The organism is Maribacter hydrothermalis, assembly GCF_001913155.1.
Classification (GTDB): Bacteria; Bacteroidota; Bacteroidia; order Flavobacteriales; family Flavobacteriaceae; genus Maribacter; species Maribacter hydrothermalis.
Genome location: NZ_CP018760.1, coordinates 1,996,311 through 2,010,494, shown reverse-complemented (window position 1 = coordinate 2,010,494; position 14,184 = coordinate 1,996,311). Strand labels below are relative to the sequence as shown.

The following is a 14,184-nucleotide window of genomic DNA, read 5'->3' as shown; positions in this document are numbered from 1 at the left end:
TAGGGTTATTTATTACCACGAAGGATGGGGTTTAGTTCCTCATCATTATACATCTTCATTTGCTTATAGACCTTCATATACTTAGAGCCGTTTTCAATATCGGCAAGTAATTGATCTATGGCCAATGATAGGTCGCTTTTCTGTTCAAGTAGAACTTCTAATTTCGCTTGGCATTTCTTTCTATGTTCTAAAGTAGCATCTGACCTAGTTGCTTCTTCGTTCATGTGGTAAATTTTTAATGCCAAAATAGAAAGACGGTCTATTGCCCAGGCAGGACTCTCCGTATTTATAGTAGCATCTGATTTAACATCTACCGATTGGTATTTATTTAAAAAATAACTGTCTATAAATTCGACTAAATCGGTTCTATCTTGATTGCTCGCATCGATTTTACGCTTTAGCACCAAAGCATCTTCTGGATTAATATCAGGATTTCTGATGATGTCCTCATAATGCCATTGCACCGTATCGATCCAATTTTTACGATATAAAAGATGTTCTATATCCTCTTTTGAATATGGATTTTCGAAATTTTGATATACATCATCCTTAATATGATATTTTTTAATGCTATCATTAAAAATTTTAAATGCGAAGTCGCTAAACATAAGTGCTTTTTTACAAAGATAAAGTTTAAAGGATTAATCTATAGTTTGGTTACAAAAACTATAATTGGTAAGACAATACTGGAAATTAGTATAAGTTCTAAAAGTTTAGTCCTCTTAATAGATTCTAAATAATTAACTATAAATATTACCGAAGGAAAAAATGTTATCATTACTGCATTGGTATTTTCTGAAGTTACTAAAAAGTTCACCACCAAGCCAATTAAAAAGCTCAATGCAACCAACCTCATTATAATAACCTTACCCATACCAGCCTTACCAAGATATATAAAAGTCGAAAATGCCAATGCTATATTAAAGAGTCCGTACAAGGAAAGTTTTAAGCTTGACCACCATTTAATGGGAAAAATTAAATTAAAGTTTACAGTAAAATTATAATGGGTCTTAATAAATGAAGTTTCGTTCAGAATAACCAAAATTGAATACATAATCATGAAAAAACAAACACCGACAGACAAGAACACTAGCCAATTTCTTATATTCTTTGGGTCATAAATATAAATAGCAGCCACAACCAATAATAAATAAAGCAGTGCCCATTCATAAAAAATACTGGAAACACATATCCACAATCCTGCGTCAAATATCTTTAGCTTAATGTTCTTTAGAGACTTTATGCTTAATAAGCGTCTCATAGCCAGCAATAAAAAGAAGCTTGTAAAAATAGCTTTACTATCCCCCAATGTTTCTGGGAAAACCACACACAATAAAGTAAAATAAAGAATGGCGAAGGAATTTGTACCAGTTAATTTATTTCTTTTTACCACAAAATCTATCAATAATAAACTGAATAAAAATGTAGTCAGCACTAAAATAGATGGGACTATTTCTATGTCAATTAATGCATAATCTAAAAGGTAAAACTGGACGCACCAGTAGAAAAGAAATAAAAAAACAAGTAAAATAATGAAATTGACTGGTTTTGTTTTCTCAAAAATGCTTGAAATCATCTAAGCTTTTTATATTTTTGCCAGTAAATATAGTAATAAGATGAAATCATTTTTTGAAGGTATTGCGGATTTATTTGTAAATGTGATATTTAAATACACAATGGATCCATTTAGATTTGCAGATAGTTGGGCATTGGCCAACATTCTTAACTGGATATTTATGTTAATTGGTTCGGCCGCTTTTATTTACTGGATGCTTCAATTAAAGAAATATAACGATAATGGTGAAGAGGATACTTCAAGTACATCTCACTCATACCTATAAATAATACAGTAATTAACCTTATCGGATATTTTTTAAAAATCCGATAAGGTTATTATTTAATTATAAGTCGAAACCTAAGTCTCTTCTATAATTCATTCCATCAAAGGAAAGTTTCTCTACATTTTCGTATGATTTGGATAAGGCCGATTTAAAATCGTCTCCAAACGAAGTGATTGCCATAACCCTACCACCATTAGTTACTACTTTTCCATCTTTTACTGTTGTACCTGCGTGAAATACTAGAGAATCTTTAATAGCTTCAATGCCAGAAATTTCTTTACCTTTTTCATAAGAACCCGGATAACCACCAGAAACAGTCATAACTGTAGTAGCTGTACGTTCATCTAATTGCAAATCTATTTCAGATAATTTTTGGTCAGCAACAGCTTTTAGCAGTTCAACCATGTCATTTTTAATACGTGGTAAAACTACTTCGGTTTCCGGATCTCCCATTCTTACATTATACTCGATAACCTTTGGATCCTCACCAACCTTTATCAACCCTATAAAAATGAAGCCCTTGTAAGGCATTTTATCCATTTTAAACCCTTCTACGGTAGGTTTTACAATTCGCTTTTCTATCTTGTCCATAAAAGACTTACTGGCAAAAGGAACGGGCGAAATAGCCCCCATACCCCCTGTATTTAGCCCGGTATCTCCTTCACCTATTCTTTTATAGTCTTTAGCGGTAGGTAATACTTTATAACTGTCCCCATCTGTAAGCACAAAAACACTTAATTCAATACCATCAAGAAATTCTTCTATAACTACTGTAGCACTAGCAGTTCCAAATTTTTTGTCTACCAACATGGATTTCAACTCTATCTTGGCATCATTTAAGTCATTAAGGATTACCACACCTTTACCGGCAGCTAAACCATCAGCTTTTAAGACATATGGTGGATTTAATTCTTCCAAGAACTTAAAACCCTTTTCCACTGTTTCTGATGTAAAACTCTTGTACTGTGCTGTCGGAATTTTATGTCTCATCATAAATTCCTTTGCAAACTCTTTACTCCCTTCTAACGTAGCTGCTAATTTTTCTGGGCCTATTACTGCAACATTCTTTAATTCAACATCCTCCAAAAAGAAATCATGAATTCCATTTACTAAAGGGTCTTCTGGACCCACAAAAACCAATTCAATTTTCTCCTTTAAAACCACTTCCTTAATTGCTTCAAAATCATTTACACCAATTGGTATGTTTTTTGCAATTATTTCAGTTCCTGCATTTCCAGGAGCTACAAAAAGCTTAGATAGTTTATTACTTTGAGCTAATTTCCAAGCAAATGCGTGTTCGCGTCCGCCAGACCCAAGAATTAAAATATTCATATTTGTGATTTTGATAAAAATATATATTGATTTCTTATTACTTAAATTCCAGAGAAATTACGATGCTCTTTCTTTTGTAATTCCTCTTTAGACAACGATTTGAAATAATCATATACGATTTTTAAACCCTTGGCTCTTCCAACTTTTGGTTCCCAACCTAAAATTTCTTTTGCTTTTGTAATATCTGGCTGGCGCTGCATAGGGTCATCTTGAGGTAACGGTTTATAAATAACCTTTTGTTTGGTTCCAGTAAGAGCTATAATCTCTTCAGCAAACTCTTTAATTGTAGTTTCATGTGGATTTCCGATATTAATAGGATTGGTATAATCACTAAATAATAATCGGTATATTCCCTCTACTTGATCGTCTATATAACAAAAAGACCTACTTTGAGAACCATCACCAAAAACAGTTAGGTCCTCGCCTCTTAAAGCTTGTCCCATAAATGCCGGAACTACCCTGCCATCATTTAAGCGCATTCTAGGCCCATACGTATTAAAAATTCTAACTATGCGTGTGTCTAGACCATGATGTCTGTGATAAGCCATTGTAATGGACTCCATGAAGCGCTTGGCTTCGTCATAAACACCGCGAGGACCTATTGGGCTAACATTGCCGTAATACTCTTCGGTTTGTGGGTGAACCAAGGGGTCGCCATATACCTCAGAAGTTGATGCGACTAATATTCTCGAATTTTTTTCTTTAGCAAGGCCAAGTAGATTTAAGGTACCCAAAGATCCAACTTTTAAAGTTTCTATAGGAATCTTCAAATAATCTATTGGGCTTGCAGGTGAAGCAAAATGAAGTATATAATCTAGTTTACCTTCTAAATGAACAAACGTAGAAACATCATGATGGTGAAATTCGAAATGCTGTAATGGAAAAAGGTGCGCTATATTTTTTAAATCGCCGGTGATAAGATTATCCATGCCAATGACATGAAATCCTTCGGCAATAAACCGATCACATAAATGAGACCCTAGAAACCCTGCAGCCCCTGTTATTAAAATTCTTTTCATAAACTAAATTCCTCTAGAAAATAATACGGTTGTTACCGTTTTAAATATGATTCTTAAATCAAGCGTTATAGAACGGTTCTTTATATAATATAAATCGTATTCTAATTTTTTAATGGAATCCTCTAAATTTTCCCCATATTTATATTTAACCTGTGCCCAACCAGTTATTCCAGGTTTTATAAGATGCCTTGTTCCATAAAAAGGAACTAGTGAATTTAATTGGTTTACAAAAACCTTTCGCTCTGGTCTAGGGCCAATAAATTGCATATCACCTTTTATGACCGCTAATATTTGAGGTAATTCGTCCACTCTAAAAATTCTAAGGACTCGTCCAAATGGGGTTATTCTAACATCGTTTTTAACTGCCATTTTAGCCCCTTCTTTTTCGGCATTTACCACCATAGAGCGAAACTTATATATTTTAAATTCATTACCATATAGACCCACTCTTTTTTGAGTATAGAACAATGGCCCCCTATTCAAAAATATATTTAAAAACCACACTATTGGTATGCATAGTAAACACACAAAACCAACCACCAGGGAAAGTATAAGATTTACAAAGAAGCTAAATACGGTATGTACATACCGTATTTTACGATTTCTAAATTGTAGTATTTCATAAAAACTATCATTATGTGATTGTATGGGCAAGGCCTCATAAGTGTTCTCATAAAATGACGTATAAGAAATAACATCCTTACCTCTTAGTATTGATTTTAACAAGACCTTCTCCAAGTCAGTTGGAATATCATTATAATTTCTAATATTGATAATCCAAGAATCTACTTTTTCTGTCGCATGAAGAAATTTTTTCCTTAAGTCACTATCTTGACCAAGCTGGTAAGTTAATTTAACACGATAAAATGTTTCTAAATCATCGCCATCAATAGCAGAAATTACTTTTTTAAAGTCTTTTCCAGTTTCTTTATCATAAATAAGTAATACATTCTTTACAGTAGGTAAAACTCTGAAAACATTTACAAAAAACAGTCGCCATAAAGCGATTTCAATTGGGGTAAGTATTAAAAAAACTAAAAGCGGAATTCTCCAGAAACTTGTATCGAAGAAAATAACCGAAAAAATAAAAACTATAAAAACAAACAGTCCCGTTATATATAAGGCCTGTGATATTACTAACTTTCTTTTTAATGTTTTTTGAAGGTTATAAGAATCTAATATGTATGATAAAAGTAAATAGCTAACGATCCCGAAACCAAAAACACCAATTTTTAATTTTAAAGAAACATAATCTATTGCGTGATAAATGAAAACATTTAAGCTAGAAATGATTATTAATAAATCTCCTAATAATAGTATGAATTTGCGCTCTAATGAATTTAATATAGAGAGTTTCGCCATTTTATTTAATTAAAATATAAATCATTCCTTTACTTCATTCAAAAGCTACACTTATTCAATATTGAATTAATAAAGTCATAATAAAACAATGCCTTTATTATAAATTGTAAATTTCTATATACTTCTTCCTTAATTTTTCTATTATCACATCATCAGAAAACTCCTCTATTACTCTTTTATGCCCGTTACTACCTAAAGCTTGTCTGAGATCAACATTTTCTGTCAATTTATCTAATGCCTTAGCCAATTCATGTTGGTTATTAGAAGCCACTGTTATTCCGGTTCTGCCATCTAAGCTCACAAAAGGCACTCCAGTTGGCAAGTCAGTATTTATAACTGCCTTACCGTGTATCATCGCCTCTAATTGAATTATCGCAAATGCTTCACTAGCGGCAATAGAAGGGAGCACAAAAAAAGAACACTTTTTAAAAAATTCATCTTTCTCATCTTCGGTTACAAATTTATTGATAAATCTTATTTTTTTGCTTGTTTTAGCACAATGTTCTAAGATATCTTCAGTAATATCTTTTTCTCCTCTACCTACAATAAACAATTCCAAATTAGTATTAGCTATTTCATACGCTTCTAATAAAACATTTATACCCTTGTAATACGCTAATCTACCCAAATATAATATGTAATCATTATTCTGTTTGCTAATACTTTTATTTGAAGGAATACTTAAAGGGAGTATATATACTTTATCTCTGAACTCTTTAAGTATACTAGAAAATTCAAGCAAATTAGGCGATGTCGTAAATATTAATTTAGCTTTTTCACATAGCTTTCTTTGAAAAATTTCAACTATTCTTTTTATTGCTTTTTGTTTTATAATATCACTATGCCAGGTGATAACAATTTTATTCTTTTTACTTATAATAAAAGAAAGCATTGAAGCTAATGGAAAAGGTTCGTGAAAATGCAAAATATCATAAGACTTATAATATCTTAAAAACACCCAAAAAAAAGAAAATGATACAGGCATTGACCAAAACGAACCCAATGATGAACACCTTATAATTTTAACGCCATTTACTTCTTCCTGTTCTGTTTTAAAAGAAAATCTTTTTTTAATGCAAAGTACGGTTACATCAAATCCCTCACCTAAATTTTCAGCATATTGTTTAACGACGGTTTCTACACCTCCAATATCAGGTTGATAGTATTTATTTATTTGAAGTATTTTCAAGTTCTAATTTTTCAGGCTTCTATTTAACAGGTAATTTCTCTTCTATTTAACAATTTTTCGTCAAATAATTCTCGGGCTTAAAATACATACAAAACGATTAAAAAATTAAGGAAACAAGATATATTTATGAAAGAAATAAAAATCAGTCTATTTAAAATAATTATATATAAATCTTATCAATTAATTTCCCATATTCCATAAATGACTAAGAGTCGACAAAGTTCTTTACAATAGGCAGCTGTATTTTCGCCTTTACAAATTAGACTATTTCTTTTCTTAGTTTTAAATTATCCCCCGCAATTAAAAAAATTGGATAAAATATTGAAAAAACCACAATTCCTTTCAAGCGATAAAGAGGGGCCTCGGTAATACATGCCAAACTAAGTAATAGTACTAGCGAAATAGTTAAAAATGAATCCGGACTATAAAACACATTTCTTTTAAACATTAATGGGCTAAATATGAAATAAACTAAAGACCCTAGTCCTAAAATACCCATATCCAAATAATGCCTAAGATACTGGTTATGCAAGTCAAAAGAATTATAATTTTTACGCATATCTCCATTTTCAATAATATACTCTTTAAGCATACTATTACCTAAGCCCAACCCTTCACCTAGTACATAATAATTATTTTTAATTTGATCTAAAGCGATAGGCCACAGGTAGAACCTGTCATCATTAAAAGAATCGGCAGTTTTAATCTTTAACAGATTAATGTTTGGGGCTACAAAAACAACAAGACCCAAAACCACTACTCCCATTAATAATAACTTTTTATTAGAATATTTTCTACTGTATTTAAATAACAAAGTAAATGTGCTAATAAAAACTAATATATTGATTACTAAAGGTGTTCTTGAAGCTAATAATAAAATAATTGTGTTAAAGATCAATAACATTAAAAGACCAATATATTTTCCTTTGAAGAAAAAGAAGAAGTAATTGCTTAATACTATGATATTTCCGAAAATTAAGAGATAGCTCCAATAAGTTGGATGCGTGTTTACCAAATGAGGAAACTTAAATAGTAAATATGTACCATTATTTTGCATTTGGTTCATTGTAACAATCCAATCTTGATTAGTAATGTAGAACCAAATAAGTAAACCAAAAGAAATTAAGCAAAATATAGATAAGCCGAAAGTAAAAGTCTTTAAAAACACAATCAACCTTTTACGCGACCAATCTGCGGTAAATACTAGTAATGGCAATAAAATAAATGAAATTTGTCTTTCCAAAACTTTTAAAGACAAAAGTATATCTGATGATACTAGTGTAAAAATTACGAAAACACTAATCATTATAACAAATGGTAATAAATACCTTTTATTCTTTACAAAGTTTGCTTTTTTATCTTTTTCAAAAAGGTAGGATATTAAGAGTATAATTATATAAAGAGGAACCAACTTTTCATCAAAAACTATTGACAAAATAGGCATTAAACCCAAAATAAATGGTAAAATGTTGTTTATAAAACCAACTGGCGTTTTGGGTGGTATATTATGCTTGTCAATAAATGTCATAATATTGAACTTTCTAAATTTTTATTACGCTGAGCTTTTAATCTAATTAAAAAGCCCGCTAAAAAAAAGGAGTAAATCCACCCCATTTGGACTGCAAACAAATATGGGTTTACCAAAAGCTCAAAATGTAAAAAAACAAATATTCCGAAAAGAGCTAAATTTTCTTTACTTCTATATTGAATAAACTTGTATAATAAATAAAGGAAGAAAAACATATAGGATAACAAAAACAATACCCCATTGCGATAGGCGAAATCCATAAAAATATTATGTGAAGATTCATAGGGAGCACCATTTACAGTAAACTCAATACTACCCATGCCATGCCCAAATAAAAATTCGAAAATACTAGAATGAACAAAGTGGTTATTATAAATATCAGAAAGAATTATACCTCTACCTGAAGAAAACTGTTTTACACTAGCCTCGCCACTAAAAACACCCAAAAAACGATCTTGAACAGTAGTGACAACTAAGTCTATTTTATCAAAATAAAACAGCCCAACTATGGCTATAAACGATATTGCCGCACTAATTCTTAACAAGTTTTTTAAAGTTTTAGAGTCTGTATCATAAAAAGCCACCAAAAAAAAGGTGATAATAGTACCTAAAAGTGCTCCTCTGGACATAGTAAGAATTAAAACAAACAATGAAGCAATTGAAAAAATTATTTTAAGTGTTTTATTCTTTATATAAAAGAAACTTATAATAACACACAAACCTATTAGTAACGCAAAATTATTGACGGCTCCAGCAAAATTTGCTTCAATTCTTTCCCCTCTAATGGCACTAAACCCGAAAAGATTTTGCGGTTCTTCCATTGCCATTCTTAAAAAAAGCAATAGTCCTACAAACAAATAAAGCTTAAATATATAATCCCATTTTACTTTATCTAGCGTATAATAGGAAATTATGAAAACTAAAAAACTTTGAAAATAAATTACGGCAAAAATCAATTGCATTTTGAGTCCATGTCCTCCATCGAACAAAACATTGAGAATAGTAAATAGAAGTAGTGATATAAAAATTACAACACTTAGTAAGACATCACTTTTAGAAAATATTCTTTTAAAGCGAACACTTACAAGCAACAGAAATAAGGTGAAAATTAATAAAGTTGAAGAATAGACATTCCCTAAACCACTAAAAGCGATAAAATTAAGAGGAAGTGAAAGTAAAAGTAAACTAACACTTAATTTAGGAAGCGATATCTTTTTCAAAATCAATATTTAAATCAAAATTATCATAAATTTCTTTGTCAACTTTAATACTCTTAGAACTAATGCCAACCGTTTTTAAATTAAAAATTTTAGCGTCTATTAATGCAGTAGAAAAGAAACTGTAAGCGTCATTTGCTTTTGAAAACGATTCAAACAAATTAGACGCTTCACTAACATTATCAGGAAGGAGTATTTGCTTTAATCTACCTTCACAAGCAGGGTGCTCTTTTATTAAAACCTTTGTATACTTTTTTGACAAATAATTAATTGTCCTTTCAATTAATTGCATTTCATTTTTTTCTGAACATAGACCTGCAATGAAAAGACCTTGTAATAAAAAAACAGCCGTTACTTCATCTGAATTTTTAACCTTTTTTAGCGCCACATATTGCTGATAAATTTCTGGTTTTATGAACTTAATATCTACAATAACTGAAGTAGGGCTCCAACCTCTTTTAGAAACTAAAAACTCTTTTTCACGTTCTGAATACACATAGTATTCATCTAATATTATACCTCCAAAACCAGACCCTAATGGAAATATGCCTTTAACTTTATGAACTAATGTATTTATTAAGTCTCTTGGTATTTCTTTAAAAACAGAATGCTTTAATGGAAAAAGTCCATGTTGTAATGCTATTACTTTAACATTAGGAATCTCTTTTTGTATAGACGGAATAAAATTTTTACTTACATAGCCTTCGGCATTTGAAAGAAATATGTTATTAAAATCGTTATCCTTTAAAAATTGAATCATTAAAGCTCTTTTTTGATAAAGAAGCTCTTTTGAATTTATTCGTGTCTTTAAGTTATCTATAAAACTATTTTTCCAATCATTTATTAGCCCAACATTATACAAAGTAAAACCATGTATTTCGGCCATTTGAGCGTACCGCCTTTCCATAGAACTCTCAAAAACAACTAAACAACTACGCTTCTCCATTTTATTATTGCTCTTATGGTTTTGAACACTACAATTACTACATAAGTAATTACAAAACTATAGCCCGCACCCATTATTCCTAATTTAGGAATCATAAATAAATTTAAAACTAGATTAACCATAAAAGCTAAGCCCATTATTAAACTTATTTTAGCTTCATCATGGCAAACGTACAAAAATACGTGTGGAATAAGCGAAGTATTATGCAAAACAAACCCGATTAAAAGCAAGTATAAAACATCTATATGCGCTAACATAATTTTCTTGTCAATAATTTCAAATACATAAGGGCTTATAAGTACAATAAGTATGGCTATTACTATGCTTGAAATTATTGTTAGCAAAGAAAATTTAAAGAAGACTTTCTTAAACCCATTTTTATCACTTTTAAAATTAGCTATAAGTTGTGGTAGGTAAATTATATAGAAGCCGCTAATAACAAACACCCCTAAAACAGATGCCATTGAAAAAAGGAAAGAATAAATACCTGTTTTTTCAAGTCCTACTTGTTTTCCAATTAAAAATTTGTCGACAAACTCAATCCCTTTTAGAAAAAAGATAAGTAAAAGAAATGGTGTTAAAACAGATAATGTCTTCTTTAATTCAATGTAATTAAGAAACTTAAAATGACTAAATGTAAATTGGAAAAGATGTTTTGAAAACACTTTATACACAACTAAAAATAATAAAACATAGGACAGTAAAAGTATTTGCAGCAACACTTTAAAATCGATATCTGAAAAGAAAAATTCGTACAAAAGGATAAGGAGGATAAAAAACCCACTTTTATAAATTAGCTGAACATTACCTTTTCTATATAATTTATTAATCATTAGGTAGCGATATGCCTCTTGAGAAAAATAGTCCAGAATTCCAATAATTAAAATGAGCAAAATATTGCTAATCGTAATAAGTTCACTTGGAAAAAGTGATAAAAACACTAAAATTTGTACAATAAAAATAAGTGGTGAAAGTGTGTAAAAGAAGCGTAAATGGTCTATATAAACCTCATCTTTATTTTCTGCCTTAACAATATTTCTATTGCTAATATTATAATATTCTAGTCCAAAAATGGTCGTTGAAATCATAATAAAATAACTGATAAGCTGAAAACTACCATAATCTTCTAAGGATAGTATTTTCGCCAAATACCCTAAAAGAAGAAACTTAGAGAGAATGGATATACCCCGTGTTAAAACACTTTCTATACTATTTCTCAAGACAAGGTCTTTAAAATTCTAGCTGGGTTACCTGCTACTACTGTATTGTCTGGTACGTCTTTAGTAACAATACTACCAGCCCCTACAATACTATTCTTTCCTACGGTAATTCCTGGTAATAAAATACTATTCGCACCAATCCACGCTCCTGTTTTAATTATGGTATCAAAAGCGTCAAAATGCCCTTGATCTATTATTGGTGTATTAAATTCTCCAAACTTGTGATTTGAAACATAGATGTGCACGCCAGAACCAACTAAAACCCTATCTTCAATTATAATTCTGCCTTTATTGGGGTCTCTAATATCTGCAAATAACATACTACCAGGTCTTATAACTACTTGATTGCCAATGCTAATTTTCGAACAATTTATTGCATATGCATAAGGCCTAAATTCTGCATCCTTACCAAAACGCTCAAATTTTTTGTGACAGATTTTTTGCATCGATTTTTTGAAATATAATTTCCAATGTGTAAAAGGACAATCTGGACCTAGGCGGTCTGCTTTATTATCAAATTTTATTTTCTTTAGTAACCCGGTCATATTAATCTATCAGAATGATTTATCGATTTCTTTAAAATTTTCGATGGTTTCCTTATTTTCTTTTAAAATAGTAGCAACTTTTTCACCATCTATTAAATGGGATATTTTATAATTTACATCATTATTACCGTTAAACCCATACTGGCCTAAGTTAAGTTTTTCTATATCGTAATCTGGTAATTTTGTATGTGCAACGTTAAATAATCGACCATTAATTGTAAATGAGGAAAAATTACTTTTAAAATCGATAGCATTAAGATTAGTTTTTCCCAACAAATCTTTTTTATCCTTAGGGTACAGATGCACAAAAAACTTGCTTTGGCGCTGTATGTTATTCAATGTATCTCGTTTAAGAAATATGAGTTCTGCACTATCATTAATTACAGCTATATATATGCTATAAACACTATCTCTATATATACTACGTTGATTTAAAAGTTTAGCATAGACACTATTTGAGCTATTAATTGCCTCTTGTTTATTATTACGCTGCTCTATCTGCTCATTTCTTTTTCTAATTTGAAAAAAAAGTAGCAACACCAAAATAATTGGAAGTATACTATATTTCAACTGTTTTTTAGAAGGCTCCAATTATAAAAAATATTGAATGTTTCCGTAAAAATACTGAAACCAAAACTACAATCAACAATTCTACGGTGCTGTAAAAACAAATCGTCCGATATTAGATTGATTACAGGCTCCGCTATTTAAAGAGTTCCAACTACTTCTACTATTGCCATTAACAACCGAACGTATAGAAAACTCATAGGTACTGCCAGATTCTAAAATATTTAAGGGTAAGTTATATATGAAACTACTTCCGGTAGATACCGCTTCTGTTTCAATCAAAACTCCTTCACCTTCTATAAAATCCTGTAGGCCATATTCAATTTCATAAGTTACTTGATCGTAAGATTGACAATATTCATAATTGAAACCGTAACGGAAGTCGTACCAGCTTAATAGTAGTTGATCATCCTTAATGGTGCTTTCAGCAAAGAACACAACATTTGCAAACGGCGAACGATAAGTTAAGACCTTTGAGTATTCTGAAAAAGAAGAACCACAGGCTACACGAACAAAAATATCATAATTAGTATCTGCCTTTATATATTCAGAATATTCATTATGAAAAGTCCGTTTCTCAATATTAAATGAAGAATTTTTTTCTATTTCAAATAGTAAACCACTACCCTTTTCTGTATTTTCCTCTAAAATTTCTACAAAATAATTTGACTGACTATTCACAGAAAAATTAATATAATAACCATCATTATCAACGATTGTTGCATTTGCAATACAGGGTGATGTTAAATTTTCATCACCGGTATTTATATTTTTTGTAACCCAATCACCATAAGCATTGTTACATTTTCCCCTAACAAAAAAAATATACTCAACATTTGGTTCAATATCTGGAAAATTAAAATTGCCAGTATTACTTTCTACCGTATAAATTTGTGATTCAGTGGGGTTAGTTGTTCCATTTATTGCCATCGCAACTTGCCATTCATCTGCTGTTCTCTTCGGTAACCAAAAAGCATTAAAATCACCATTTTCTACATAACCTTTAAATCCTAAATTCTCAGAATATAACTCATAACATGTTAACGTGGTAAATGTGTACGGATTGGTGATAAATTCTCCTATAATCTCAGCAGTACAAATAGATTGCAGGTAAAAGTCATATTCTGTATCTGGTTTTAAACCAACTAGGGTAACATTCTCGTCAGAAGTATTTCCTTTAATACCTGTGCCCAACGTAAAGCCTTTCTCGCCATATTCATAATTTGAGGCAAAACCTTGGGTCTCTAACCATTTAATAGTAGCACTATTAGAAGTTAAAGCCTCTAAGCCTACCTCCACATTTCTTGGGCATATTTCTACTGTTTCTTCTATGGTATCATCAGTTTTACAACTTTGAAATAGTATTAAAACGACAATTAAAATTGAAAAAACGCTAATTTTCATAGGTAAGATATATA

Annotated in this window: 14 protein-coding genes; 1 reads left to right on the top strand and 13 read right to left on the bottom strand. The window is 30.5% G+C overall.

What is annotated here, in order from left to right; genetic code table 11:
* Positions 1-5: 5 nt before the first annotated feature.
* Both BTR34_RS08565 and BTR34_RS08560 read right to left on the bottom strand, forming a co-directional pair.
* Positions 6-608, bottom strand: coding sequence for a DUF4254 domain-containing protein (locus tag BTR34_RS08565; protein ID WP_068480147.1), 603 nt, complete (start codon positions 606-608; stop codon positions 6-8).
* 38 nt (positions 609-646) lie between these two features.
* Complete coding sequence (locus tag BTR34_RS08560) at positions 647-1,261, bottom strand: hypothetical protein (RefSeq protein WP_157483716.1); 615 nt, start codon at positions 1,259-1,261, stop codon at positions 647-649.
* Positions 1,262-1,616: 355 nt separating this feature from the next.
* On the opposite strand from BTR34_RS08560, the gene BTR34_RS08555 reads away from it, so the two are divergent.
* Positions 1,617-1,841, top strand: a complete 225-nt coding sequence (locus BTR34_RS08555; protein WP_068480141.1) for a DUF6341 family protein — start codon at positions 1,617-1,619, stop codon at positions 1,839-1,841.
* A 60-nt stretch (positions 1,842-1,901) separates the two neighbouring features.
* Here the strand turns inward: BTR34_RS08555 and purD are convergent, their stop codons facing one another.
* The 11 genes from purD to BTR34_RS08500 all read right to left on the bottom strand — a co-directional run bounded on the left by purD (position 1,902) and on the right by BTR34_RS08500 (position 14,170).
* A complete protein-coding gene (purD, locus tag BTR34_RS08550) occupies positions 1,902-3,173 on the bottom strand; it encodes a phosphoribosylamine--glycine ligase (protein WP_068480138.1) in 1,272 nt (423 codons plus the stop codon).
* Positions 3,174-3,214: 41 nt separating this feature from the next.
* A complete protein-coding gene (locus BTR34_RS08545; protein ID WP_068480135.1) occupies positions 3,215-4,192 on the bottom strand; it encodes a UDP-glucuronic acid decarboxylase family protein in 978 nt (325 codons plus the stop codon).
* A gap of 3 nt (positions 4,193-4,195) precedes the next feature.
* Positions 4,196-5,554, bottom strand: coding sequence for a sugar transferase (locus BTR34_RS08540; RefSeq protein ID WP_068480132.1), 1,359 nt, complete (start codon positions 5,552-5,554; stop codon positions 4,196-4,198).
* Positions 5,555-5,651: 97 nt separating this feature from the next.
* Positions 5,652-6,743 carry a glycosyltransferase gene (locus tag BTR34_RS08535; protein ID WP_068480129.1) on the bottom strand — a complete coding sequence of 364 codons (1,092 nt, stop codon included), beginning with the start codon at positions 6,741-6,743 and terminating at the stop codon, positions 5,652-5,654.
* Between the two features lie 259 nt (positions 6,744-7,002).
* Entirely contained in the window at positions 7,003-8,271 is a 1,269-nt protein-coding gene (locus BTR34_RS08530; RefSeq protein WP_068480126.1) for an O-antigen ligase family protein, read from the bottom strand.
* Complete coding sequence (locus BTR34_RS08525) at positions 8,268-9,491, bottom strand: O-antigen ligase family protein (protein ID WP_157483714.1); 1,224 nt, start codon at positions 9,489-9,491, stop codon at positions 8,268-8,270. Before BTR34_RS08525 ends, BTR34_RS08530 begins: the two co-directional genes overlap by 4 nt.
* The gene (locus tag BTR34_RS08520) at positions 9,469-10,434 is read right to left on the bottom strand and encodes a polysialyltransferase family glycosyltransferase (RefSeq protein WP_074472121.1); all 966 of its coding nucleotides are present in this window, start codon (positions 10,432-10,434) and stop codon (positions 9,469-9,471) included. The genes BTR34_RS08525 and BTR34_RS08520 overlap by 23 nt, the downstream gene beginning before the upstream one ends.
* On the bottom strand, positions 10,413-11,654 hold the full coding sequence (locus BTR34_RS08515; RefSeq protein ID WP_068480116.1) for an MATE family efflux transporter: 1,242 nt from the start codon (positions 11,652-11,654) through the stop codon (positions 10,413-10,415). The genes BTR34_RS08520 and BTR34_RS08515 overlap by 22 nt, the downstream gene beginning before the upstream one ends.
* A complete protein-coding gene (locus BTR34_RS08510; RefSeq protein WP_068480112.1) occupies positions 11,651-12,199 on the bottom strand; it encodes an acyltransferase in 549 nt (182 codons plus the stop codon). Before BTR34_RS08510 ends, BTR34_RS08515 begins: the two co-directional genes overlap by 4 nt.
* 9 nt (positions 12,200-12,208) lie before the next feature.
* Positions 12,209-12,769 (bottom strand): hypothetical protein, encoded by a 561-nt coding sequence (locus BTR34_RS08505; protein WP_157483712.1) that lies wholly within the window; start codon positions 12,767-12,769, stop codon positions 12,209-12,211.
* 81 nt (positions 12,770-12,850) lie between these two features.
* The gene (locus tag BTR34_RS08500; protein WP_068480105.1) at positions 12,851-14,170 is read right to left on the bottom strand and encodes a fibronectin type III domain-containing protein; all 1,320 of its coding nucleotides are present in this window, start codon (positions 14,168-14,170) and stop codon (positions 12,851-12,853) included.
* Positions 14,171-14,184: the final 14 nt, after the last annotated feature.

Excerpts from the sequence above, each read along its gene's own strand:
- purD (WP_068480138.1), bottom strand. The coding sequence starts at position 3,173 with ATGAATATTTTAATTCTTGGGTCTGGCGGACGCGAACACGCATTTGCT.
- BTR34_RS08565 (WP_068480147.1), bottom strand. The coding sequence starts at position 608 with ATGTTTAGCGACTTCGCATTTAAAATTTTTAATGATAGCATTAAAAAA.
- BTR34_RS08545 (WP_068480135.1), bottom strand. The coding sequence starts at position 4,192 with ATGAAAAGAATTTTAATAACAGGGGCTGCAGGGTTTCTAGGGTCTCAT.
- BTR34_RS08540 (WP_068480132.1), bottom strand. The coding sequence starts at position 5,554 with ATGGCGAAACTCTCTATATTAAATTCATTAGAGCGCAAATTCATACTA.
- BTR34_RS08510 (WP_068480112.1), bottom strand. The coding sequence starts at position 12,199 with ATGACCGGGTTACTAAAGAAAATAAAATTTGATAATAAAGCAGACCGC.
- BTR34_RS08560 (WP_157483716.1), bottom strand. The coding sequence starts at position 1,261 with ATGAGACGCTTATTAAGCATAAAGTCTCTAAAGAACATTAAGCTAAAG.
- BTR34_RS08520 (WP_074472121.1), bottom strand. The coding sequence starts at position 10,434 with ATGGAGAAGCGTAGTTGTTTAGTTGTTTTTGAGAGTTCTATGGAAAGG.
- BTR34_RS08530 (WP_068480126.1), bottom strand. The coding sequence starts at position 8,271 with ATGACATTTATTGACAAGCATAATATACCACCCAAAACGCCAGTTGGT.
- BTR34_RS08500 (WP_068480105.1), bottom strand. The coding sequence starts at position 14,170 with ATGAAAATTAGCGTTTTTTCAATTTTAATTGTCGTTTTAATACTATTT.
- BTR34_RS08555 (WP_068480141.1), top strand. The coding sequence starts at position 1,617 with ATGAAATCATTTTTTGAAGGTATTGCGGATTTATTTGTAAATGTGATA.